The following is a 22,598-nucleotide window of genomic DNA, read 5'->3' on the forward strand; positions in this document are numbered from 1 at the left end:
TCATCGATCGACGGCTTACAGTCTTCGGCGGGCCTCACCCGGCCCGTCGCCCTGTCCTGCCAGACAAGGCACCCATCTCCACCCCCAATCCCTGTCCGGAAGGCGGCGATCATGACCGATCCCGTAGGCAAGATTCCGAGCGAGCTCGACCAGCTCCCGGACCGTGACACCGAGGAGACCGCCGAGTGGGCGGCCTCCCTCGACGCCGTCACCAAGGCCGCCGGCCCCCACCGGGCCGCCTACCTGATGCGCCGTACCCTCCAGCACGCCGAGGGCGCCGGTCTCGCGCTGCCCAAGCTGCTGGAGACCGACTACGTCAACACCATCCCCACCTCCGCCGAGCCGTCGATCGCCGAGACCGGCGGCGACGAGGAGATGGAGCGGCGGATCACCGCCTGGAACCGCTGGAACGCGGCCGCGATGGTCACCCGCGGCGCGAAGCACGGCGTCGGCGGCCACATCGCCACCTTCGCCTCCGCGGCCTGGCTCTACGAGACCGGCTTCAACCACTTCTTCCGCGGCAAGGAGCAGGACGGCTCCGGCGACCAGCTCTACATCCAGGGCCACGCCTCCCCCGGCATCTACGCCCGCGCCTTCCTCGACGGCCGCCTGAACGAGACCCACCTCGACAACTTCCGGCAGGAGTCCGGCGGCAACGGCCTGCCCTCCTACCCGCACCCGCGGCGCCTGCCCTGGCTGTGGGAGTTCCCCACCGTCTCCATGGGCCTCGGCCCGCTCTCCGCGATCTACCAGGCGCGCTTCAACCGCTACCTGACCAACCGCGGCATCAAGGACGTCTCCGCGTCCCACGTGTGGGCCTTCCTCGGCGACGGCGAGATGGACGAGCCGGAGTCGACCGCGGCCCTCGCCCTCGCGGCCCGCGAGGGTCTGGACAACCTGACCTTCGTCATCAACTGCAACCTGCAGCGCCTCGACGGCCCGGTCCGCGCCAACTTCAAGATCGTGCAGGAGCTGGAGGCCCAGTTCCGCGGCGCCGGCTGGAACGTCGTCAAGACCCTCTGGGGCAACGCCTGGGACGAGCTGTTCGCGCTCGACACCACCGGCGCCCTGGTCCGCCGCCTCCGCGAGGTGCCGGACGCGCAGGTCCAGACGTACCAGACCCGCGACGCCGCCTACATCCGCCAGGACTTCTTCGGCAAGGACCCGGCGCTCGTCGAGATGGCGAAGCTGCTCTCCGACGACAAGATCCTCGAGTGCTTCCACCTGTCCCGCGGCGGTCACGAGCCGCGCAAGGTGTACGCCGCGTACAAGGCCGCCCTGGAGTTCAAGGGCGCGCCGACGGTGATCCTGGCGCAGACCGTGAAGGGCTTCACCCTGGGCGAGGGCTTCGCGTCGAAGAACGCGAACCACCAGATGAAGAAGCTGTCCACGGACGAGTTCAAGAACATGCGGGACCTCCTGGAGCTCCCGATCTCGGACGCGCAGTTCGTCGACGGCGTGGTGCCCTACGGCCACCCCGGGGCCGACTCCCCCGAGGTCCGCTACCTGCAGGAGCGCCGCGCGGCGCTCGGCGGCCCGGCCCCGGCCCGCCGCGTGCACCCGGTCGCCCCGCTGCCGGCCCCGGCCGACAAGGTCTTCGCCTCCTTCGACAAGGGCTCCGGCTCGCAGAACGTGGCGACGACCATGGCCTTCGTCCGCCTGGTCAAGGACCTGGTCCGCGACAAGGAGACCGGCAAGCGCTGGGTGCCGATCGTCCCCGACGAGGCCCGCACCTTCGGCATGGAGTCGCTGTTCCCCTCGCTCGGCATCTACTCGCCGAAGGGCCAGACGTACGAGCCGGTCGACCGCGACCAGCTGATGTACTACAAGGAGGCCGTCAACGGCCAGATCCTGAACGAGGGCATCACCGAGGCCGGCTCGATGGCCGACTTCATCGCCGCCTCCACGTCGTACGCGACGCACGGCGAGACGATGATCCCGTTCTACATCTTCTACTCGATGTTCGGCTGGCAGCGGACCGCCGACCAGATGTGGCAGCTCGGCGACCAGCTCGGCCGCGGCTTCCTCGTCGGCGCGACCGCCGGCCGCACCACGCTCACCGGTGAGGGCCTGCAGCACGCCGACGGCCACTCCCCGATGATCGCGGCGACCAACCCGGCGGCCCTGTCGTACGACCCGGCGTTCGCCTACGAGATCGCGGCGATCGTCAAGGACGGTCTGCGCAAGATGTACGGCGAGGCCGCCGAGGGCGAGGACCAGGACGTCTTCTACTACCTGACGGTCTACAACGAGCCGCTGCCGCAGCCGGCCAAGCCGGCGGGCGTGGACGAGGGCATCCTCAAGGGCCTGTACCGCTTCAACACGGCGGAGTCGGCGGGTCTGACGCTCACCGCCAACGCCCCGCGGATCCAGCTGCTCGGCTCCGGCACGGCGATCCACTGGGCCCTGAAGGCGCAGCGGCTGCTCGCCGAGGAGTGGGGCGTGGGCGCGGACGTCTGGTCGGCCACCTCCTGGACCGAGCTGCGGCGCGACGCGCTGGAGGCCGACGCGGCGCTGCTGCGCGGCGAGGAGCGCGTGCCGTACGTACGCCGGGCCCTGGAGGGCGTGGACTCGCCCGTCCTGGCCGTCTCGGACTACATGCGCCAGGTCCCGGACCAGATCGCGCAGTGGGTCGAGCAGGACTGGTCCTCGCTGGGCGCCGACGGCTTCGGTCTGTCGGACACCCGCGAGGCGGCCCGCCGCCACTTCGGCGTGGACGCCGAGTCCATCGTCGTCGCGGCGCTGGCCCAGCTGGCCCGGCGCGGCGAGGTCCCGGCCTCGGCCGTGAAGGAGGCGCGCGACCGCTACGGCCTGTAGGCCGTGTCGGTGGCGGCACGCATCATGGGGGGATGCGTGCCGCCCGCCTGATCAAGATGGTCCTGCTGCTCCAGTCGAAGCCCTCCATGACGGCCGCCGAGCTGGCCGCGGAGCTGGAGGTCTCGGAGCGGACCGTCACCCGTGATGCCCTCGCCCTCTCGGAGGCGGGGGTTCCGGTGTATGCGGACCGGGGCCGGGCCGGCGGGTACCGGCTGGTCGGCGGGTACCGCACCCGTCTCACCGGCCTGGCCCGCGACGAGGCCGAGGCGCTGTTCCTCTCCGGACTGCCGGGGGCGCTGCGCGACATGGGCCTGGAGGACGCGGCGTCCACGGCCCGCCTGAAGCTCGCCGCGGCGCTGTCCCCCGCGCTGAAGGACGCGCCCTCCTCGGCCGCCCAGCGCTTCCACCTGGACGCCCCCGGCTGGTACCAGGAGCCCCGGACACCGGAGCTGCTCGCGCCGATCGCCGAGGCGGTCTGGGACGACCGCCCCGTCACGGCCCGCTACCGCCGCCCGGACAACGAGGTGACCCGGGACCTGGAGCCGTACGGCCTCGTCCTGAAGGCCGGCGTCTGGTACGTCTGCGCCCGCGCGGGCGCGTCCTGGCGCACGTACCGCGTGGACCGCTTCACGCACGTGGAGCTGGGCGCGGGGCGCTTCGCGCGGGACCCGGACTTCGACCTGCCGGCGTTCTGGGCCGAGCGCGCGGAGGAGTTCGCCCGCTCCCTGCTGCGCACGGAGGTCGTCCTGCGGCTCACCGAGCAGGGCGCCCGCCGACTCCCGTACGTGACGGACCGCGCGGCGGCGGAGGAGGCCCTGGCGACGGCCGAACGGAACGCCGACGGCCGCCTGACGGCCACGCTGCGCGTCGAGAACGAGGACGTCGCCTACGGCCAGCTCCTCACCCTCGGCCCGGAAGCGGAAATCCTGACCCCCCAATCCCTCCGATCCCGCTTCTCGGAGGCGGCGAGGGCCTTGAGCAACCTGTACGACGCGTAGACGCGCCCCCACAGGGGCGCGGGGAACTGCGCGCCCGGCCCCACCCACCCGCACCCGGCCACCGTCACCGGTAGTCGTCCACCGACACCCCCGGATCCGTCTCCTTCGCGACGATGAAGCCCCACCCGTCCGGCCGCGACCCGTCCGCGTCCGTGAAGCCGTACTCCTTCGCCAGCTGTCCGCTGGACAGGGACCGCCCGTTCCAGCGGGCCCGCTCCGGGTCCGCCGCGAGCGCGGCGATGCCCCGGCCGACGTACACCGGGGACTCCGCGACGGCGAAGTCGGGCAGCTTCTCGGTGGCGTCCCGCCAGTTCTCCTCGGTCACCCCGAAGTGGTCGAGCATCTGCTCGGACCGCAGCCACCCGGGCGTGACCGCCACGGCCGTGCAGCCGGAGGGCTCCAGGTCGTGGGAGAGGGCGAAGGCCATCCGGGTCGGGGCGGTCTTCGCGAGGTCGTAGTAGATGTTCTCCCGGTAGTGCGTGCCGTTGTACTCCGCCGTGCCGTCGGTGACCTCCACCAGCAGCCCGCCCGGGTTCCGGATCAGCAGCGGCACGGCGGCCGCGCTGGTGATGAGGTGGCTCTTCACACCGAGCTCCAGCATCCGCAGCCCGTCCGCGAGCGGCATCTCGTGGATCTTCTTGCCGAACCCGGCGACGACCAGGTGCTCCCCGCCCCAGATGTCGTTGACGAGCACGTCGAGCCGGCCCCGCTCCCGGTCGATCCGCTCGATCAGCGCGGCGACCTGGTCCGGCTCCAGGTGGTCCGTGGGCACGGCGACGCCCTCGCCGCCCGCGGCCGTGACCAGTTCGGCCGTCTCCTCGATGGTCTCGGTGCTCCGCCCGACCTCGCTGACCTTCTCACGGGTGGTGCGGCCGGTGACGTACACGGTGGCGCCGGCGGCCCCGAGCTCCACGGCGATGGCGCGTCCCGCGCCCCGCGTGGCGCCGGCGACCAGTGCGATCCTGCCGCTGAGCGGCTGCGTTGCTGTCGTCATGCCTCGACGGTGACAGCGAATGGCGACATCTGCTGTCCGGTTTCATTTCGGCCGCTCCGGGTGCGTCGCCCCGGGCGAGGCCCGATGCTTGTTCCCGTGATGGACGAGACGGAGTTCTGGGAGATCATCGACTCCACCCGCGCGGCCGCGGAGGGCGATCCGGAGGAGCACGCCGACCTGCTCGTCGACCGGCTGCTGCAGCTCGATCCGGACGCCGTCCTGGACTTCGCCCGTCACTTCGAGGCCCGGTACAACCGCGCGTACCGCTGGGACCTGTGGGGCGCCGCGTCCGTGCTGCTGGGCGGCGCGAGCGACGACGGCTTCGACTACTTCCGCTGCTGGCTGATCGGCCAGGGCCGGGAGGTGTTCGAGGGCGCGGTGCACGAGCCGGACGCCCTCGCGGAGCTGCTGGACGACTTCGACGAGGAGCTGGACGGGGACGGCGAGGAGCTGGGGTACGCGGCGGACGAGGCGTACGAGCGGCTGACCGGCGCGGAGGCCCCCGAGCTCGGCATCCCGCCGCAGCCGGCCGAGCCGGAGGGCGTGGCGTTCGACGTGACGGACGACGCGGAGCTGGCCGCCCGGTATCCACGGCTGTGGGACCGCTTCGGGGGATGAGGAGGGGGCGGGTCCCCCGAGGCGGTCCCGGTTCGTGGAGTGGCGGGCCCGTCAGTAGTGGGTGCCGCCATCGATGCGGACCTCGGTGCCGGTGACGAACTTCCCGTCCTCGCTCGCCAGCATGGCGACGACGCCCGCGACGGTCTCCGGCCCGGCGAAGCCCTGGCCGAGGGCGGGCGCCAGCTTCATGAACAGGCTCATGTCGGCGTCCTCGGGCAGGCCCGGCCCGGCGGACTGCCCGCTCGCGCCGCTGCCGTCGGTCATGCCGGAGGAGATCGAGCCGGGCTGCACGGCGGTGAAGCGGATCCCCTGCTTGGCGTACTCGGCGGCCAGCGCGTGGGTCATGGACTGGACGCCGCCCTTGCTGGCCGCGTAGGCGGCCATGTACGGGTGGGCGAACATCGCCGAGGTCGAGGAGAAGTTGACCACGGCGGCGTCGTGGCCCCGCAGCAGCGCCGGGATCGCCTCGCGGATGACGAGGAAGGTGCCGGTCAGGTTGACCCGGACGACCCGCTCGAAGGCGTCGAGGCTCGTCTCGTGGGTGTGCGAGGAGCGCAGGATGCCGGCTGCGTTGACCAGCACGTCCAGGCCGCCGAGGGCCTCGACGGCGGCGGCGACGCCGGCGCGGACGGAGTTCTCGTCGGCGATGTCGACGACGAGCGTGGTGAGGCGGCCGGCGGCCTCGCCGGCCTTGGCGACGGTGTCCTTCAGCCCGGCCTCGCTGACGTCGGCGGCGACGACGGTGCCGCCCTCCGCCAGCAGACGCAGCACGGTGGCCTGGCCGATGCCGGAACCGCCGCCGGTGATCAGTGCGCGGCGGCCTTCGTAGCGGTTCATGTCCCTGTCCCGACCTCTCGCTGTCGTGGTGTCCCGGTACGCATGCCACCGTACGCCTTGACGGCACGTTTTGCCACCACTGCACAACGTGCAGCTCCGGCATGACGACGGCGGGCGGGCGTAGGCTTCGTCCGGTGAGCACCAAGCCCCCCTCCCTGTCCCTCACCGAGCGGCGCAAGGCCGCGACCCAGCTCGACATCGCCCGCGCGGCGGCCGAGCTCTTCACCGAGCGCGGGCCGGACGGCACGACGGCCGAGGACATCGCCCAGCGGGCGGGCGTCGCGCTGCGCACCTTCTACCGGTACTTCCGCTCGAAGCAGGACGCCGTCGCGCCGCTGCTCGCGGTGGGCGCGGACCGCTGGCGGGAGTCGCTCGCCGCGACCGCGCCCGGCGCGGCGCTGCCGGAGGCCCTGGAGCGCTCGATCGCCGAGGCGCTCGCCGGGGCGGACGAAGAGGCGGCGGAGGGCCTGCGCCGGACCCGCGGGCTGCTGCGGGCCGCCGCGGCGGACCCGGCGCTGCGGGCGGTCTGGTACCGGGTCAACCAGGAGTCGGAGGAGAAACTGCTCGCCGTGGTGGCGGAGCTGGCGGGGCCGGAGGCGGACCCGCTGGAGGTACGGCTCGCCGCGGCGGCGGCCACGGACGCGATCCGGGTGGCCCTGGAGGCGTGGGCCGAGTCGGACGCGCCGGTGCGCGGCAAGGGAGCCCCGGCCGAACTGGCGGTCCGCTGCCTGCGCGAACTGATGGGCGGACTGCGGCCGTTGACGTGAGGCGCGGAGGAGGGCGGGATCCGCGCGTGGCATGACGCGAGGCGCGTACGGCGGCGTACGCGCCCCGCCGGCGCGGCAGGCTAGAGCGCCCGCCCCATCAGCACGTCGTCCACGTACCCCCCGTCCAGGTAGAACTCGTCCCGCAGCACGCCCTCCACGGCGAAGCCCTCCGCCTCGTACAGGGCGCGGGCCGGGGCGTTGTGGCCGAGGACCCGGAGGGTGATGCGGTTCGCGCCCTGCCGGCGGGCCTCGTCGAACGCGGCCCGCAGCAGCGCCCGGCCGACCCCGCGGCCCCGGGCGTGGTGGGCCACGGCGAGGCCCTGGATCTGCCGGACGTGCGCGTTGCAGGCGAGCGGCGTCGGCGGGACCAGCCGCAGATAGCCGTCGATCACCCCCTGCTCCCCCTCGGCGACGAGGAAGTCCTCGGGGCGGTGCGTGGAGTCGAAGAACGGGTCGTACGGGGGCTGCGGCGCCGGCGTCACGGCGTGCAGCGGCGACCAGACGGCGCGGTCGAGCGCCCCGAGGGCGTCCCCGTCGGCGAGGCGGGCGGTCCGTATGTGCGGCGTGTCCATGCCCGTCACTGTGCCATGTGGGGCGGGCGAGGCAGGATGGGCCCATGCAGCGTTCCCGTATCGCGGTCACCGGCGCGTCCGGACTCATCGGCACGGCCCTCGTGCGCTCCCTGCGCGCCGACGGTCACGAGGTGGTGCGCCTGGTGCGCCGCCCCGCACGGACCGCGGACGAGGTGGAGTGGGACCCGAAGCGGCTGTACGTGGACACCTCCGGCCTCGTCGGCTGCGAGGCGGTGGTGCACCTGGCGGGGGCGGGCGTCGGCGAACGGCGCTGGACCGAGGCGTACAAGAAGGAGATCCGGGACAGCCGGGTGCTGGGGACGCGGGCCGTCGCGCAGGCCCTGGCGTCCCTGGCCGAGCCGCCGCGGGTCCTGGTGTGCGGCACGGCGCTCGGCTACTACGGCGACACCGGGGCCCGCGCGGTGGACGAGAGCGCCCCGGCGGGCGAGGGGTTCCTGCCGTCGGTGTGCGTGGAGTGGGAGGCCGCGGCGGCCCCGGCGGAGGCGGCCGGGATCCGCGTCGCCTACGCCCGTACCGGCCTGGTGGTGGCGCGCGGCGGCGGGGCCTGGGGACGGCTGTTCCCGGTGTTCCGGGCCGGGCTCGGGGGCCGGATCGGCGACGGCCGGCAGTACTGGAGCTTCATCTCGCTGCACGACGAGGTCGCCGCGCTGCGCCATCTCCTCGACACCGAGGGCCTGTCCGGCCCGTACAACCTGACCGCCCCGGAGCCGGTCACCAACCGCGAGGTGACCGCGGCGATGGGCCGCGTGCTGCGCCGGCCCACGCCCTTCCCGGTGCCCGCGGCCGCGCTCCGGGTGGCCCTCGGCGACTTCGCCGCCGACGTCCTGGGCAGCCAGCGCGTGCTGCCCGCCCGACTTCTCGACTCCGGCTTCGCCTTCGCCTTCCCGACGATCGACGAGGCGGTCCGCGCCGCGTAGGGGGCGCTCCGTGCGACCCCCGTGCTCCGGGTTCTGCGGACGCCCGGTGGTCCGGGCCGTGCCCCCGCTCCTAGTCTCGATCCCCGGGATCGATCCGAACTCGGGCATTCCGTCGGACGGTTGGGGGCATGAGCCTCCCACCAGTCGCGCCGACCTGGGGAGGGGCACGTGCTCAGTAGCGCACGCCACACGGACGTCGTCGTCGTGGGAGCCGGGACAGCGGGGCTGTCCGTGGCCCAGCGGCTGACCGCCGCGGGACTGCACGTCACCGTTCTGGAGGCCTCGCCCCGCACGGGCGGGCGGATGGACACCGAAGTCGTGGACGGCTTCCGGCTCGACCGCGTGGGGCAGTTGCTCGGGGCCTCCGCGCCCGAGCTGCTCGGCACGCCGGGCCTGGCCGGTCTGACGCTGCGTCCGTTCTCGTCGGGGGTGCTGGTGCACCACGACGGACGGCTCGTCAGGACCGTGGAGCCACCGCACGTGGGGACGCACCAGCGCCTCATGGGCAGGGGAAGGGGGCCCGCGCACGGCCGCTGGGGCGTAGGGGGCGCGCTCACCGTGGCGCGCGCCCTCGCGAGCGCCCCCCGATCGCTGGACCAGGCCCGGCTCGGCGCGGCCCTCGCCCGGCTCGCGGCCACGCCGGTCCCCCGGCTGCTCGCCCGCCCGGAGCGGACGGCGCTGGAGTCGCTGAGCGCCCGGCTGCCGGCCCGGACCGTGCAGGGCTTCCTGCGGCCGCTGCTCGCCGCGCTGCTCGGCGACCCCGACCTCAGCACCTCCAGCCGCTGCGCCGACCTCGCGCTGCGGGCCTTCGCCCGGGGCGGGCTGTGCGTGCCGGAGGGCGGCGCGGCGGCGGTGCCGCGGCTGCTGGAGGCGGACCTCCCGCCGGGGACGGTGCGCACCGGCGTACGCGTCACCGGTGTGTCGATCAGCCGGGTCACCACGGCGGAGCACGGGGTCTTCCGCTGCCGCGCGGTGGTCCTCGCGACCGGCGGGCGGGCCGCGGCGGAGCTGCTGCCGGGGCTGCGCGTGCCGGACTTCCGCGCCCTCACGGTGCTGCACCACACCGCGCCCGTGCCGCCGCCGTTCGCGGAGCCGGCGCTGCTCCTGGAGTCCGACCCGGAGGGCCCGGTCTCGCACACCGCCGTGATGAGCGCGGTGGACCCTTCGCGCGCCCCGGCCGGCCGGGTCCTGGTCGGCTCGACGATCCTCGGCCCGCCGCCGGACGACGTGGAGCGCCGGGTCCGCAAGCACCTGGCGACGCTGTACGCCTGCTCGACGGACGACTGGGAGCTGCTGGGCCTGCACCACGACCCGGAGGCCGTCCCGGCGATGCCGCCGCCGCACGACCCGCAGCGCACCGTACGGATCCTGGCCGGCCTGTACGTCTGCGGCGACCACCGCACCACCGGCACCCCGCAGGCCACCCTGGCCTCCGCCCGCCGCGCGGCCCGCGCCCTGCTCACCGACTTCGGCGTCCCCGACTCCGAACCGACCCCCCAGCCGGCCCCGCTGGCGGCCTAGGCCCGACCGGCCCAGCGCCGCCACGCGGGCCGGCTAGCCCAGCGCCGCCACGCGGTCGCGGTAGGTGCGGACGGCGGCGGCGTCGCGGTACGGCTCGAGGCGGCGCTCGAAGTCGCGTACGTACTCCAGGGCGCGCGCCGAGCGCATCTCCGAGGCATGCTGGGCCGCCTCCGCGCCGAGCGCGCACGCCTGGTCGAGTTCGCCGAGGCCGAGCCGGGCCGAGGCCAGCACGATCCGGCAGAACAGCCGGCTGCGGGCGTAGCCGGGGGCGCGCAGCTGGAGGGAGCGCTCGGCGTGCTGGGCGGCGGCCCGGTACTGCTGGAGGTCGCGGTGGCAGTGGCCGAACTCGTCGGCGAGCTGCCCCTCGTCGAAGGTGCGCGCCCAGTACGGCACCTCGTCGCCGGGCCGGGCGGTCTCCAGGGCCCGTTCGGCGCGGGCGAGGGCCGCGCTGCAGGCGCGCACCTCGCCGAGGACGCCGTGCCCGCGGGCCTCGACGGCGTGCAGCATGGCCTGCACCACGGGCGGCGCGGAGCTGCCGACGCCCTGCTGGGCGACCCGGGCGAGCTGCACGGCCTCGCGGCCGTGGCCGAGGTAGACCGCCTGCCGGCTCATGGTGATCAGCACGTACGAGCCGTACGCGCGGTCGCCGGCCGCCTGGGAGAGCCGCAGCGCCTGCACGAAGTAACGCTGGGCGAGGCCGTGCGCGGCGATGTCGAACGAGGTCCAGCCGGCCAGCCGGGTCAGGTCGGCGGCGGCCGCGAACAGCCGGCGGCCGACGTTCTCGCCGTACGTGCCGCGCAGCATCGGCTCGGCCTCGTGCTCCAGGTAGCGGACCAGGGCCTGGCGGGCGTGGCCGCCGCCGTAGGCATGGTCCAGGGTGCGGAACAGCTCGCCGACGGAGCGCAGGGCGGCGATGTCGCCGGCGGAGACGCGCTGGCCGGGGCCGCGGTCGGTGCCGCGCTGGCGGGGCACCTGGAGCCGGCCCTGCGGCGGCACCCGGACGCCGGGGGCGCCGGGCGGCGGGGCGGGGACGGGCTCGCCGCGGCCGACCCGCTCGTCGGCGCGGCCGATGAGCCAGTCGCGGCTGGGCACGACGAGGCCGGCGGGCGTGAAGGCGATCTTGCGCAGTTCGGCGTGGCTGCCGGAGTCCTTGCGCCACAGGCCGCTGACGATGTCGACGGCCTCCTCGGGGGTGGCGGCGAACTCCAGTCCGGCGTACACCGGCGCGCAGGCGTCGAGGCCAAGGTCCTGGGCGGAGAGCCGGCGGCCCAGCCGCCGGGTGAAGACCTCGGCGATCAGCGCGGGCGTGGTGCCGCGCGGCTGCTGGCCGCGGAGCCAGCGGGTCACCGAGGTCTTGTCGTACCGCAGGTCGAGGCCGTGTTCCAGGCCGAGCTGGTCGACCCTTCTGGCCAGCCCCGCGTTGGAGAAGCCCGCCTCGGCGATGAGCGCGGCGAGCTGGCGGTTCGGGATGCGCTGCGGGGGTCGTTCCGTCATCAGCTGTGCGGTCTCCTGCCTTCCGGGCTCGGGTGGCAGCCCTCATGGAACGGCGTGAATGTAGCGGCCCGTACCGCCCCGACCGCCACCTTCGCCCCACATTCATCCGATCGTGTGAGGATTCGCGGGAGGCATTTACGACCCGCCTTTACGCGGGGTCCGGGCCGGCCGCCGGAGGGGCCCTCGCACCTGCCGGTCGGGCCGCGCCGGCGCCGCCGTACAGTGGCATGGGCGCGTATGACATGTGGTGCCGCGCCGGCCCCGGGCCGATCCCCGGGACCCGGCACCGATGAGGAGGCTTGGCCGTGAGTGAGCTGCGATTCGTCCGGATGGGCTTCGGCGAGGACGCTGTGGAGTACCGGACGGCCTGGGACGAGCAGCGCAGGGTGCACGCCGCCCGGTTCGCCGACGAGATCCCGGACACCTGTCTGCTCCTGGAGCACCCGCCCGTCTACACCGCCGGCCGGCGCACCGCGGAGAGCGAGCGCCCGCTCGACGGCACGCCCGTGGTGGACGTGGACCGCGGCGGCAAGATCACCTGGCACGGCCCGGGCCAGCTCGTCGGCTACCCGATCCTGAAGCTGCCGCGGCCGGTCGACGTGGTGGCCCATGTGCGCCGGCTGGAGGAGGCACTGATCCGCACCGCCGCCGAGTTCGGCCTGGAGACCACCCGGATCGAGGGCCGCAGCGGCGTGTGGGTGCTCGGTGACCCGGTCGAGCAGCGGCCCGCGCTCGGCGGGCTGAACCTGGACTTCGACCCGCGGCTGACGGACGAGGAGTTCGACCCGCGGCTGAACGGCCCCGAGTACGCCCCGTCCAACGCGGGCCAGCGCCGCGAGGACCGCAAGCTGGCGGCCATCGGCATCCGGGTCGCCAAGGGCGTCACCATGCACGGCTTCGCCCTCAACGTGAACCCGGACAACACCTGGTTCGACAAGATCATCCCCTGCGGCATCCGGGACGCCGGCGTGGCCTCGCTGGCCTCCGAGCTCGGCCGCGACATCACCATCGAGGACGTGCTGCCGGTGCTGGAGAGGCACCTGCGGGAGGTCCTGGAGAACGCCGACCTCAAGCCGCGCGAGATCGAGCGCGAGGCCGCGTCCGCCTAGGGGCGCGGCGCAGGGAATGAACCGGTCTTGGCCACAGGTTGGCCACACGTAGGCCCGCGAAGCACGGCATACGAAATAACGGGCGTACTCTGGAGTGCGCCGAAGAATCGAAGCTACAGGGAGCCGATGTGTCCGCAGTCGCACCCGACGGACGCAAGATGCTGCGCCTGGAGGTCCGCAACAGCCAGACCCCCATCGAGCGCAAGCCCGAGTGGATCAAGACCCGGGCGAAAATGGGCCCCGAGTACACCAAGATGCAGAACCTCGTGAAGAGCGAGGGCCTGCACACGGTCTGCCAGGAAGCCGGCTGTCCGAACATCTTCGAATGCTGGGAGGACCGCGAGGCGACCTTCCTCATCGGCGGCGACCAGTGCACCCGGCGCTGCGACTTCTGCCAGATCGACACCGGCAAGCCCGAGGCGCTGGACCGCGACGAGCCCCGCCGCGTCGGCGAGTCCGTCGTCACGATGGACCTGAACTACGCCACGATCACCGGCGTCGCCCGCGACGACCTGGAGGACGGCGGCGCGTGGCTGTACGCGGAGACCGTCCGCCAGATCCACCAGCAGACCGCCGAGCGCGCGGCCGGCCGGACCAAGGTCGAGCTGCTCGCCCCCGACTTCAACGCGGTGCCGGAGCTCCTGGAGGAGGTCTTCGCCTCCCGTCCCGAGGTCTTCGCGCACAACGTCGAGACCGTGCCCCGCATCTTCAAGCGGATCCGCCCCGGCTTCCGGTACGAGCGGTCGCTGGAGGTCATCACCAAGGCCCGTGACTACGGTCTGGTCACGAAGTCGAACCTCATCCTCGGCATGGGCGAGACCCGCGAGGAGATCAGCGAGGCGCTGCGCCAGCTGCACGAGGCCGGCTGCGAGCTGATCACCATCACGCAGTACCTGCGCCCGTCCGTGCGGCACCACCCCGTGGAGCGCTGGGTGAAGCCGCAGGAGTTCGTGGAGCTGAAGGAGGAGGCCGACGAGATCGGCTTCTCCGGCGTCATGTCGGGCCCGCTGGTCCGTTCCTCGTACCGCGCGGGCCGGCTGTACCAGCAGGCGATGGAGCGGCGCAGCCGAGCCGGAGCGTAGGTCGGGGGTCCGTCCGAGGCACGAGGGCGGGCACCCGGCCGAAGCGGTGGCGAGGCGGAGCGAGACCAGAAATGCGCGCGGCGCAGCCGAGCCGGAGCGTAGGTCGGGGGTCCGTCCGAGGCACGAGGGCGGGCACCCGGCCGAAGCGGTGGCGAGGCGGAGCGAGACCAGAAATGCGCGCGGCGCAGCCGAGCCGGAGCGTAGGTCGGGGGTCCGTCCGAGGCACGAGGGCGGGCACCCGGCCGAAGCGGTGGCGAGGCGGAGCGCGACCAGAAATGCGCGCGACGCGGGGCGACGACGCCCCCTTAGGTCGTGTGAATCGACTCACAAGCCGTTACTGACGGGTAACGGCTCGGGCGACGCGGCCCGTACGCCCTCCGCAGGTCGGAGCGGGGTACGGGCCGCGTCGCCGTTCCACGGACTGGTACGGACGGCCGCATCAACCCTTCATCAGTGTTTGACCGCCGGCTCACACGCTGGTAACACCAGTCTGTGAGCCTGGCATCACTCACCGCCGCCACCGCCCCCCACCTCAGCCGCCCTTGAGGGAAGGACCCCGACATGCAGGCCGCGACGCACGTCCGTGCCACCGCGCTCCCGTCCCTGACCGACGCCCTGCGGGCCGTGGAGGCCGTACTGCTCCGGAGCGGGCAGCGCACCGCCCGCCGCAACGCCTGGACCTCCGTCCTGGAGGACCGCCGCCGGGCCAAGGACCGGGTGGAGGCCCAGCACGTCCTGGAGGCGGTGGCGGGCCGCGCCTCCAGCGCCACGTAAACTTCAGGACATGGCGAGGAAGGCAAACACGAACACCGCTGGTGCCGCTGAGAACCCCGGGCGACTCAAGCAGATCGTTCTGACGTACAAGATGACCAAGAAGGCCGACCCCAAGGTCGGTCTCGTCGTCGCGGGTGTGGGCATCGTCGTTCTCGGTGTCCTCCTCGGGATCGGCTTCGCGATCGGGCATCCGGTCTACCTGGGCATCCTGGGCTTCATCCTGGCGCTCCTGGCGATGGCGATCGTCTTCGGCCGGCGCGCCGAGAAGGCCGCCTTCGGGCAGATGGAGGGCCAGCCCGGCGCGGCGGCCGCGGTGCTGCAGAACATCGGCCGGCAGTGGAGCACGACCCCGGCGGTCGCGATGAACCGCAACCAGGACGTGGTGCACCGCGCCATCGGCCGTGCGGGCATCGTGCTGGTGGCGGAGGGCAACCCGAACCGGCTGAAGCCGCTGCTCGCGGCCGAGAAGAAGAAGATGGCCCGGGTCCTCGTGGACGTCCCGGTCCGCGACATCATCGTGGGCAACGACGAGGGCCAGGTGCCGCTGAGCAAGCTCCGCACCACCATGCTCAAGTACCCCCGGGTGCTCAGCGGCCCCCAGGTGACCGCGGCCAGCGACCGGCTGCGCGCCATGGGCGACCTCATGAGCAACATGCCGCTGCCCAAGGGCCCGATGCCCAAGGGCATGAAGATGCCGCGCGGCGGCAAGATGCGCTGACGCGCACCGCACGACGAGAAGGGGCGCCCCGGACGGATCGGTCCGGGGCGCCCCTTCGTCGTACGAGCGTCAGATGCGGACCTCGACCGTGCGGGCCAGCCGGTCGTGCAGGCCCCGGCCGTCGCGGTCCCAGATCAGGGCCGGGACGGCGAGGAACAGCAGGACCGTGCGCAGCAGGGCCTTCAGCGGGTTCGCGCGGCCGGTGTCGAGGGCGATCACCCGCAGGCCGAAGAGCCGCTTGCCGGGGGTGAAGCCCACCACGCCGACCGTGAGGACGGTCAGCGCGAACAGGACGATCGGGGCCCAGACCTGGGCCGCCTCGTGGTAACTGTCCGCGAGGAGGCCGTATGCGATCAGGAGGCACAGGCCCCAGTCGACGGCGAGGGCGCCGAGGCGCCGGCCCGGGCGGGCGATGGAGCCCGGTCCCTCCTCGGGCAGGCCGAGCTGCTCGCCCCGGTAGCCGAAGTCCACGCCTGCTTCCTCGGCCGCCGCGCGCGGGCCGGAGAGCCATGATCCGAGTGCTTGCCTGTTGTCCACCCGACCACGGTACTGCGCCCGTTTTCGATCACTTCGGCCCGGGTCCGCTCGGCGGGAGGCAAGGACCGTTCGGACCCGGTCCGGTTAACTTGGGCGAAACAAATGGGTCATGCTTGAGAAATGCCGCCTGCCTATGGTCGGGTCCAGCGTGTGCGCCACCGCACTGGCCGCATGACCGAGCTGCAACCCCGCCCCTCCCCGGGCCGGGAGTAGGAGGAGTGGGATGTCCCAGAAGCACGGGTTCCAGAACGCCGACGAGGTCCAGAAGTTCATCCAGGACAACGACGTCAAGATGGTCGACGTCCGCTTCTGTGACCTTCCGGGCGTGATGCAGCACTTCACGATCCCGGCGACGGCGTTCGACCCGGCCGAGGAGCTGGCCTTCGACGGTTCGTCGATCCGCGGCTTCCAGGCGATCCACGAGTCGGACATGGCCCTGCGCGCCGACCTGTCGACGGCCCGTCTGGACCCGTTCCGCCGGGACAAGACGCTGAACATCAACTTCTTCATCCACGACCCGATCACGGGCGAGCAGTACAGCCGCGACCCGCGCAACATCGCCAAGAAGGCCGAGGCCTACCTCGCGTCCACCGGCATCGCGGACACCGCGTACTTCGGCCCGGAGGCGGAGTTCTACGTCTTCGACTCGGTCCGCTTCGAGACCTCGGCGAACCAGGGCTTCTACCACATCGACTCCGAGGCCGGCGCCTGGAACACCGGCAAGGTCGAGGACAACCGCGGTTACAAGGTCCGCTACAAGGGCGGCTACTTCCCGGCCCCGCCGGTCGACCACTTCGCCGACCTGCGCGCGGAGATCTCCCTGGAGCTGGAGAACGTCGGCCTCCAGGTCGAGCGCCAGCACCACGAGGTCGGCACCGCCGGCCAGGCCGAGATCAACTACAAGTTCAACACGCTGCTCGCCGCGGCCGACGACCTGATGCTCTTCAAGTACATCGTGAAGAACGTCGCCTGGCGCAACGGCAAGACCGCGACCTTCATGCCGAAGCCGATCTTCGGCGACAACGGCTCGGGCATGCACGTCCACCAGTCACTGTGGCAGGGCGGCGAGCCGCTCTTCTACGACGAGACCGGCTACGCGGGCCTCTCGGACACCGCCCGCTACTACATCGGCGGCATCCTCAAGCACGCCCCGTCGCTGCTGGCCTTCACCAACCCGACGGTGAACTCGTACCACCGCCTGGTGCCCGGCTTCGAGGCCCCGGTGAACCTGGTGTACTCGCAGCGCAACCGCTCCGCGGCCATGCGCATCCCGATCACCGGCTCGAACGCCAAGGCCAAGCGCGTCGAGTTCCGCGCGCCGGACCCGTCCTCGAACCCGTACCTCGCCTTCTCGGCGCTGCTGCTCGCGGGCCTCGACGGCGTCAAGAACAAGATCGAGCCGGCCGAGCCGATCGACAAGGACCTGTACGAGCTGGCCCCCGAGGAGCACGCGGGCGTCGCCCAGGTGCCGACCAACCTCGAGGCCGTCCTCCGCGCCCTGGAGGAGGACAACGAGTACCTGCAGGCCGGCGGCGTCTTCACCTCCGACCTGATCGAGACCTGGATCGACTACAAGCGCACCAACGAGATCGCCCCGATCCAGCTGCGCCCGCACCCGCACGAGTTCGAGCTCTACTTCGACCTCTAGGCCGCGGCCCCGTGACGAAGACCCCGCCGCTCTCCCTCCGGAGGGCGGCGGGGCCTTTTGCGGTGCGTCCCGGCGCGGACAGGGCTAACGGCAGGTGAACAGATGATCACCGTTCGGACGTACCTACGAGTAGCTGGTTCACGCTCCGCAACCGGTCGATAGCGTGTCGTCGTCGTTGCCGCCACACCCGGAGCACAGGGCTCCGCTGGGACTTGCGGCGCGATGAGGACGATTCGAACGTGACTCAGGCGGCCTACGCCCCTGCCGAGACGCTCACACTCCAGCCGTACACCGACCACTGCCGCGTCATCTTCGACGAGGGCGCTCACGTGGTCATCGGCGTCTCACCGGGGAACAGCTATTTCACGTCCCAGCGGCTGCACGAGCTGACGCACTGGGGATTGGATCACTTCGACCAGGTCGATCTCGTCTACACCGATCTGCATGTCGCCGACATGTACGAGGCGTTGGGGTACGGGGCCGACGAGGCGCGGCGCAAGGCCGTGAAGAATCTGCGGGGGGTGCGGGCCAAGGTCCGGGCGGCGGTGCAAGAGGCCGATCCGACGGGGGTACGGGTGAGGGCCCGGGGGATGTCCGAGTTCGGCGACATCCCGGCGTACCGGGAGCTGCACGGGCAGGTGCTGGACGCGGTCCGGACGGACCCGGTGGTGCGGGAGACCTGTGACGCGCTGGCCGGGATCTTCCTGGCCGGCAAGCTGATGCGGGGGCAGGAGATCAGCGTGCGACAGCGGGAAGTGTGCCGGGCCTACATATGCGCCGAGGTGCCGCTCTTCCTGGACACGCCCGCGATCCTCGGGGTGCCCTCCTCGCTCAACTGCTACCACCAGGCCCTGCCGCTCGCCGAGTTGCTGTACGGCAGGGGCCCCGGGCTGCGTGCCTCGCGCAACCAGGGGCACGGCATCCTCACACCCGTCGAGATCGCCGAAGGAGCCGCGCTGTGAGCATCGCCGTCGAGACCCTGCCCGCCTTTCCCTTCGACTGGGACGGGACCCGGCTGCCCGCCGAGGTCGAGGCGCTGCGCGCCGAGCCCGTACGGAAGGTGCGGACGATCGCCGGGGCGGAGGCCTGGCTGGTGTCCTCGTACGCCCTGTGCCGGCAGGTGCTGGAGGACCCGCGGTTCAGCCTGAAGGACACTTCGGCGCCGGGGGCGCCGCGGCAGTACGCGCTGACGATTCCGCCGCACGTCGTGAACAACATGGGCAACATCACCGGCGCCGGCCTGCGCCGGGCCGTGATGAAGGCCATCAACCCGAAGGCCCCCGGCCTGGAGGAATGGCTGCGGGGCCGGGCCGGTGAGCTGGTGGACGCGCTGCTCGCCGAGGGGGCGCCAGGGGAGCTGCGCGGGGACTTCGCCGACCCGTTCTCGGCGGGGCTCCACTGCCGCATGCTGGGCATTCCCGAGGAGGACGGTCCGCGGCTGATGCGCAGCCTGGACGTGGCCTTCATGAACGCGCCCCGTGAGATCGAGGCGGCCGGGCTCAACTGGGACCGGGACATCGCGTACATGACCGAGCGGCTGGACGATCCGGCGACCGGCGGGCTGATGGCGGAACTCGCGGCGCTGCGCGAGGACCCCGAGTACGCGCATCTGACCGACGAGATGCTGGCGACGGTCGGTGTGACGCTGTTCGGGGCCGGGGTGATCTCCACCGCGGGCTTCCTGACGATGGCCCTGGTGTCCGTGCTGACCCGGGCGGACGTGCGGGAGGCGCTGACGGCCGGCGGCGGGGGCGGTGTCGCGGGCGCGATGGACGAGCTGCTGCGGATCAACCTGTCGATCGGCGACGGGCTGCCGCGGCTCGCCCTGGAGGACGTGCGGCTCGGTGACGTCGACGTGCGCGCCGGGGAGCTCGTGCTCGTCCTGGTCGAGGCGGCGAACCACGACCCCGCGCACTTCCCCGATCCGCTGGTCTTCCGGCCGGACCGTGAGAACGCCTCCGACCATCTGTCCTTCGGCGCGGGCGGGCACTACTGCCCGGCGACGGCGCTGGGCAAGCGGCATGCCGAGCTGGCCCTGGAGACGCTGCTGGGACGGCTGCCGGGGCTGCGGCTCGCGGTACCGGTCGAACAGCTGGTGTGGCGCACCAACTTCATGAAGCGGCTGCCGGAGAGGCTGCCGGTGGCCTGGTGAAAGGCGGCGCTCTCCGTACCGGGACCGGCCCGGTACGGAGAGCGCCGTGCCGCGCGCCGGTCAGCGGCGCAGCAGGGTGCGGACCATGCGGCAGGTGATGTGCGACGGGGCGTGCAGGCCGAGGCGCTCGGCGGCGCTGTGTATCGTCGCGTCGTCGGCCTGCGAGGGCCCGTAGACGCCCGAGTCCATCAGGGCGATCGCGAGGCGCATGGCCTTCAGGCGGCGGTTGTGGGTGATGTACCACTCGCGGGGCAGACCCGCCGGGAGCGGCTTCTTCTTGAGGGGCTTCCAGGGTTCGAGGGGCAGCGTCGTGACGGTGGCGACAGCCATGCGGCGACCTCCTGGCGCAGGTGGGCGGGGGCCCTCCCCGGGACCCTCGCTGATGTCTCCATTTTAGTGCCGCCCACTGACAATCGCCCCTGGCCAGACGGGCTTTGAGGGCTTCGGAGGAGTACCGTTGCGGGCATGGAGATCTGGATCAATCCGGCCTGTTCGAAGTGCCGCAGCGCGATCGGTCTGCTGGACGCGGAGGGCGCCGAGTACACCGTGCGCCGCTACTTGGAGGACGTGCCCACCGAGGACGAGATCCGCGGTGTGCTCGACCGGCTGAAGCTGGAGCCCTGGGACATCACCCGCACCCAGGAGGCCGTGGCCAAGGAGCTCGGGCTGAAGGACTGGCCCAAGGACGCGGACAACCGCGACCGTTGGATCGCGGCGCTGTCGGCGCACCCGAAGCTGATCCAGCGGCCGATCATCACGGCGGACGACGGCACGGCCGTGGTGGGGCGTTCCGAGGAGGCCGTGCGGGACGCGCTGGGGCGTTAGCCGGTTCGGGACAGGAAGCGCGTGATGCCGTCCAGGGTCCGGTCCGGCAGGCCCAGGGGGAGGGTGTGGTGCGTCGCGCCGGCGATCGTGGCCGTCTCCAGGCGGGGCACGGTCGCCCGCGCCCGGGCGGCGACGGCGCGGATGTCGTGGGCCCCGCTGTGCTCGGCGAGCAGGAGCAGCGTCGGCGGGGCCAGGCGGCGCAGTTCCGCGGGGCGCGGACGGGGGCCGGTGACGGGGCGCACGGACGGGAACTCGGCGGCGCGGGCGGCCAGTTCGCGCCACGCGGGGTCGAGCGCCCCGCGGGCCTCGCGGTCGAGGAAGGCCGCGGTGCGGGACGGCGTGGGACGCAGCAGCATCGGCAGCGCCCGCAGCAGATAGCCGGGGCGGTAGCCGGCGAAGGCGTTCGTCGGGTCGAGGAGCACGAGGCGGTCGACGCGGTCCGGTGACCGGAGCGCGTGCCGCAGGGCGATCCAGCCGCCGTACGAGTGCCCGCACAGGGCGGCGGAGGTGAGCCCGAGGCCCTCGTACAGGGCGTCCAGCCAGGCGCTCAGGTCCTCGGCGGTGCGCAGCGGCCGGCCACCGGGCACGCTCCGGCCCGGCTCGCCGATCAGGTCGGGGGCGTGGACGCGGTGCGTCCGGCCCAGGGCGGCGGCCACCTCGTACCAGCCGGTGGCGGTGGCGCCGCCGCCGGGCAGCAGCACGACGGGCGGGGCGCCGGCGGGGCCGTGGACGTGGACGTGGGTGGTGCCGAAGGGGGTGACCACGTCCGTGGGAGCGGTGTCCTCGGGCCACCGGGCGAGGACCGCGTCGTAGGCGGCGGAGAAGGCGGTGGGACAGGGGCTCTGGTGGGCGCTCGCCTCGGGCATGATGCTCCTCGTCCATGTCAGTCGTCTCGCCGGGCGTTCTTCTCGCTGGGCGAGAGATTAGCCGGAGGGCCGTGCCCGTGTCCGACAGACCGCAGAGTCCGAGCCCCGAGCGGGAGACCTTCCATCTGCTGCGGGCCGTCACCGTCGAGTTCGGGCTGCGGCAGGCGGCGTTCGCGGGCGAGCACGGGCTGCACCCCACCGATGTGCGCGCCCTGATCTGTCTGCTCGACGCCGAGCGCGCGGGCGAGGACGCGACGCCGGGCCGGCTCGGCGCCGAGCTGGGCCTCAACTCGGCCGGGACGACCTCGGTGCTCGACCGGCTCGAACGGCTCGGGCACCTCACCCGGGAGCGCGATCCGCGCGACCGCCGGCGTGTCCTGCTGCGCGTGACCGGGCGCGCGAAGGAGCTCGGCTGGGCGTACTTCGGGCCGCTCGTGCACGGCACCGAGGAGTTGCTGCGCGGCTTCGCCCCGGCCGAACGGGCCGCCGTCGACCGCTTCCTGCACGGCGTGCGGGAGCTCATGACGGGCGAGGGCGCCCCGGTGAACGGAAGTGACTCCGGGGGGAGTTGAGCAGAACCGGCGCGCACCTCGTACTCAACGGCACACGGAACCGAGAGGAGCCCGACGTGTCACGCAAGAGGACGCTCAGCCGGAGGAAGAAGGTCGCGCTGCTGGCCGGTGCGGTCGCGCTGGTCGGCGGGACGGCGGTGGTGATGACCGGGACGAGCCAGGCGTCCGCCGCCTGTGACGGCCTGGCCGGGGCCCTGGCCAACAACGAGAAGTTCATCGCCGACCAGCGGGCGAACCCCGACGCCCTGTCCCAGGCCCGGATCGCCAACCGGGAGGCGGTGATCGCGGAGATCCGGCGCAAACAGGCGGCGTCCGGCTGCGACGCGGACTCGGGCGCGGGCGCGGGCGCGGGCGCCCAGCAGCCTCCGGCCGCCGCCCGGCCGCCCGCCGCACGGCCCCCGGCCGAGGCCCCGCCGCCGGCCGCCGAACCGCCCGCCGCACAGCCGCCCGCAGAGGGCCGGCCGCCCGCCGCCGGCGGGGACGTCGTCTGCCCCGGGTCCACCGTCACGCTCTCCGGCGAGGGCGGCGCCCCGGCCGCGTCCAGCAACCAGTTCCCGCTCGGCACCCGGCTGAAGGTCACCAACCTCGACAACGCCAAGTCCACCACCGTCGAGGTCACCTCCGTCTCCGGAAGCTGCGTGCTGCTCAACGACGCGGCCTTCGAGCAGGTCCGCGAGCCCGGCAAGTTCCTGATCCGCAAGGCCCGCATCGAGCGCGTGGGCTGACCCCGCCCGCCCCTCCCCCCGCACACAGCCCTTC

23 protein-coding genes are annotated in these 22,598 nt (G+C 73.0%); 16 read left to right on the plus strand and 7 right to left on the minus strand.

The annotated features are described in order from the left end of the window. The first annotated feature begins 111 nt into the window (after positions 1-111). Positions 112-2,817 carry a pyruvate dehydrogenase (acetyl-transferring), homodimeric type gene (gene aceE, locus ACNJ93_RS08080; protein ID WP_418956664.1) on the plus strand — a complete coding sequence of 902 codons (2,706 nt, stop codon included), beginning with the start codon at positions 112-114 and terminating at the stop codon, positions 2,815-2,817. 32 nt (positions 2,818-2,849) lie between these two features. Then, positions 2,850-3,815, plus strand: coding sequence for a helix-turn-helix transcriptional regulator (locus ACNJ93_RS08085; RefSeq protein WP_418956665.1), 966 nt, complete (start codon positions 2,850-2,852; stop codon positions 3,813-3,815). A gap of 64 nt (positions 3,816-3,879) precedes the next feature. Here the strand turns inward: ACNJ93_RS08085 and ACNJ93_RS08090 are convergent, their stop codons facing one another. Further along, positions 3,880-4,809, minus strand: a complete 930-nt coding sequence (locus tag ACNJ93_RS08090) for an SDR family oxidoreductase (RefSeq protein WP_418956666.1) — start codon at positions 4,807-4,809, stop codon at positions 3,880-3,882. A 99-nt stretch (positions 4,810-4,908) separates the two neighbouring features. On the opposite strand from ACNJ93_RS08090, the gene ACNJ93_RS08095 reads away from it, so the two are divergent. Beyond that, positions 4,909-5,427 carry a DUF4240 domain-containing protein gene (locus ACNJ93_RS08095; protein WP_418961344.1) on the plus strand — a complete coding sequence of 173 codons (519 nt, stop codon included), beginning with the start codon at positions 4,909-4,911 and terminating at the stop codon, positions 5,425-5,427. Positions 5,428-5,478: 51 nt separating this feature from the next. Here the strand turns inward: ACNJ93_RS08095 and ACNJ93_RS08100 are convergent, their stop codons facing one another. Beyond that, positions 5,479-6,264: an SDR family NAD(P)-dependent oxidoreductase gene (locus tag ACNJ93_RS08100; RefSeq protein WP_418956667.1), complete on the minus strand. Its 786-nt coding sequence runs from the start codon at positions 6,262-6,264 to the stop codon at positions 5,479-5,481. Between the two features lie 101 nt (positions 6,265-6,365). Here ACNJ93_RS08100 and ACNJ93_RS08105 point away from each other — a divergent pair, with 101 nt between their 5' ends. Beyond that, the gene (locus tag ACNJ93_RS08105; protein ID WP_418956668.1) at positions 6,366-7,031 is read left to right on the plus strand and encodes a TetR family transcriptional regulator; all 666 of its coding nucleotides are present in this window, start codon (positions 6,366-6,368) and stop codon (positions 7,029-7,031) included. An 80-nt stretch (positions 7,032-7,111) separates the two neighbouring features. On the opposite strand, the gene ACNJ93_RS08110 is transcribed toward ACNJ93_RS08105, so the two are convergent. Further along, the gene (locus tag ACNJ93_RS08110) at positions 7,112-7,603 is read right to left on the minus strand and encodes an N-acetyltransferase family protein (RefSeq protein ID WP_418956669.1); all 492 of its coding nucleotides are present in this window, start codon (positions 7,601-7,603) and stop codon (positions 7,112-7,114) included. A gap of 44 nt (positions 7,604-7,647) precedes the next feature. Between ACNJ93_RS08110 and ACNJ93_RS08115 the strand changes: the two genes are divergently transcribed. Both ACNJ93_RS08115 and ACNJ93_RS08120 read left to right on the plus strand, forming a co-directional pair. Further along, a complete protein-coding gene (locus tag ACNJ93_RS08115) occupies positions 7,648-8,541 on the plus strand; it encodes a TIGR01777 family oxidoreductase (protein WP_418956670.1) in 894 nt (297 codons plus the stop codon). A gap of 168 nt (positions 8,542-8,709) precedes the next feature. After that, the gene (locus ACNJ93_RS08120; protein WP_418956671.1) at positions 8,710-10,062 is read left to right on the plus strand and encodes an NAD(P)/FAD-dependent oxidoreductase; all 1,353 of its coding nucleotides are present in this window, start codon (positions 8,710-8,712) and stop codon (positions 10,060-10,062) included. Between the two features lie 33 nt (positions 10,063-10,095). Here ACNJ93_RS08120 and ACNJ93_RS08125 read toward each other — a convergent pair whose 3' ends face one another. Continuing rightward, entirely contained in the window at positions 10,096-11,556 is a 1,461-nt protein-coding gene (locus ACNJ93_RS08125) for a regulator (protein ID WP_418956672.1), read from the minus strand. A gap of 305 nt (positions 11,557-11,861) precedes the next feature. Here ACNJ93_RS08125 and lipB point away from each other — a divergent pair, with 305 nt between their 5' ends. The 4 genes from lipB (at position 11,862) to ACNJ93_RS08145 (ending at position 15,239) form a co-directional block, all read left to right on the plus strand. After that, a complete protein-coding gene (gene lipB / locus ACNJ93_RS08130; RefSeq protein ID WP_418956673.1) occupies positions 11,862-12,665 on the plus strand; it encodes a lipoyl(octanoyl) transferase LipB in 804 nt (267 codons plus the stop codon). 128 nt (positions 12,666-12,793) lie between these two features. Then, positions 12,794-13,747, plus strand: a complete 954-nt coding sequence (lipA, locus tag ACNJ93_RS08135; protein WP_418956674.1) for a lipoyl synthase — start codon at positions 12,794-12,796, stop codon at positions 13,745-13,747. Between the two features lie 561 nt (positions 13,748-14,308). Then, the gene (locus ACNJ93_RS08140; protein ID WP_418956675.1) at positions 14,309-14,521 is read left to right on the plus strand and encodes a hypothetical protein; all 213 of its coding nucleotides are present in this window, start codon (positions 14,309-14,311) and stop codon (positions 14,519-14,521) included. 10 nt (positions 14,522-14,531) lie between these two features. Continuing rightward, positions 14,532-15,239 (plus strand): DUF4191 domain-containing protein, encoded by a 708-nt coding sequence (locus tag ACNJ93_RS08145; RefSeq protein ID WP_418956676.1) that lies wholly within the window; start codon positions 14,532-14,534, stop codon positions 15,237-15,239. Positions 15,240-15,308: 69 nt separating this feature from the next. On the opposite strand, the gene ACNJ93_RS08150 is transcribed toward ACNJ93_RS08145, so the two are convergent. Further along, a complete protein-coding gene (locus ACNJ93_RS08150; protein ID WP_418956677.1) occupies positions 15,309-15,776 on the minus strand; it encodes an RDD family protein in 468 nt (155 codons plus the stop codon). A 223-nt stretch (positions 15,777-15,999) separates the two neighbouring features. On the opposite strand from ACNJ93_RS08150, the gene glnA reads away from it, so the two are divergent. The 3 genes from glnA to ACNJ93_RS08165 all read left to right on the plus strand — a co-directional run bounded on the left by glnA (position 16,000) and on the right by ACNJ93_RS08165 (position 19,576). Next, on the plus strand, positions 16,000-17,424 hold the full coding sequence (gene glnA, locus ACNJ93_RS08155; protein WP_418956678.1) for a type I glutamate--ammonia ligase: 1,425 nt from the start codon (positions 16,000-16,002) through the stop codon (positions 17,422-17,424). Positions 17,425-17,663: 239 nt separating this feature from the next. Then, positions 17,664-18,386: a tRNA-dependent cyclodipeptide synthase gene (locus ACNJ93_RS08160; protein WP_418956679.1), complete on the plus strand. Its 723-nt coding sequence runs from the start codon at positions 17,664-17,666 to the stop codon at positions 18,384-18,386. Next, positions 18,383-19,576, plus strand: a complete 1,194-nt coding sequence (locus ACNJ93_RS08165; protein WP_418956680.1) for a cytochrome P450 — start codon at positions 18,383-18,385, stop codon at positions 19,574-19,576. The genes ACNJ93_RS08160 and ACNJ93_RS08165 overlap by 4 nt, the downstream gene beginning before the upstream one ends. A 60-nt stretch (positions 19,577-19,636) precedes the next feature. Here the strand turns inward: ACNJ93_RS08165 and ACNJ93_RS08170 are convergent, their stop codons facing one another. After that, positions 19,637-19,906, minus strand: a complete 270-nt coding sequence (locus ACNJ93_RS08170) for a hypothetical protein (RefSeq protein WP_418956681.1) — start codon at positions 19,904-19,906, stop codon at positions 19,637-19,639. Positions 19,907-20,041: 135 nt separating this feature from the next. On the opposite strand from ACNJ93_RS08170, the gene ACNJ93_RS08175 reads away from it, so the two are divergent. Beyond that, positions 20,042-20,401, plus strand: a complete 360-nt coding sequence (locus ACNJ93_RS08175) for an arsenate reductase family protein (protein WP_418956682.1) — start codon at positions 20,042-20,044, stop codon at positions 20,399-20,401. Here ACNJ93_RS08175 and ACNJ93_RS08180 read toward each other — a convergent pair. Then, entirely contained in the window at positions 20,398-21,267 is an 870-nt protein-coding gene (locus ACNJ93_RS08180) for an alpha/beta fold hydrolase (RefSeq protein WP_418956683.1), read from the minus strand. The two genes, ACNJ93_RS08175 and ACNJ93_RS08180, sit on opposite strands and share 4 nt — an antisense overlap. A 77-nt stretch (positions 21,268-21,344) precedes the next feature. On the opposite strand from ACNJ93_RS08180, the gene ACNJ93_RS08185 reads away from it, so the two are divergent. Together ACNJ93_RS08185 and ACNJ93_RS08190 are read left to right on the plus strand one after the other, a co-directional pair. Then, positions 21,345-21,839, plus strand: coding sequence for a MarR family winged helix-turn-helix transcriptional regulator (locus tag ACNJ93_RS08185; RefSeq protein WP_418956684.1), 495 nt, complete (start codon positions 21,345-21,347; stop codon positions 21,837-21,839). A gap of 56 nt (positions 21,840-21,895) precedes the next feature. Continuing rightward, positions 21,896-22,564 (plus strand): hypothetical protein, encoded by a 669-nt coding sequence (locus ACNJ93_RS08190; RefSeq protein ID WP_418956685.1) that lies wholly within the window; start codon positions 21,896-21,898, stop codon positions 22,562-22,564. The last annotated feature ends 34 nt before the right edge of the window (positions 22,565-22,598 follow it).

The sequence above is a fragment of the Streptomyces tritici genome, from assembly GCF_048500665.1.
Taxonomy (GTDB): Bacteria; Actinomycetota; Actinomycetes; order Streptomycetales; family Streptomycetaceae; genus Streptomyces; species Streptomyces tritici.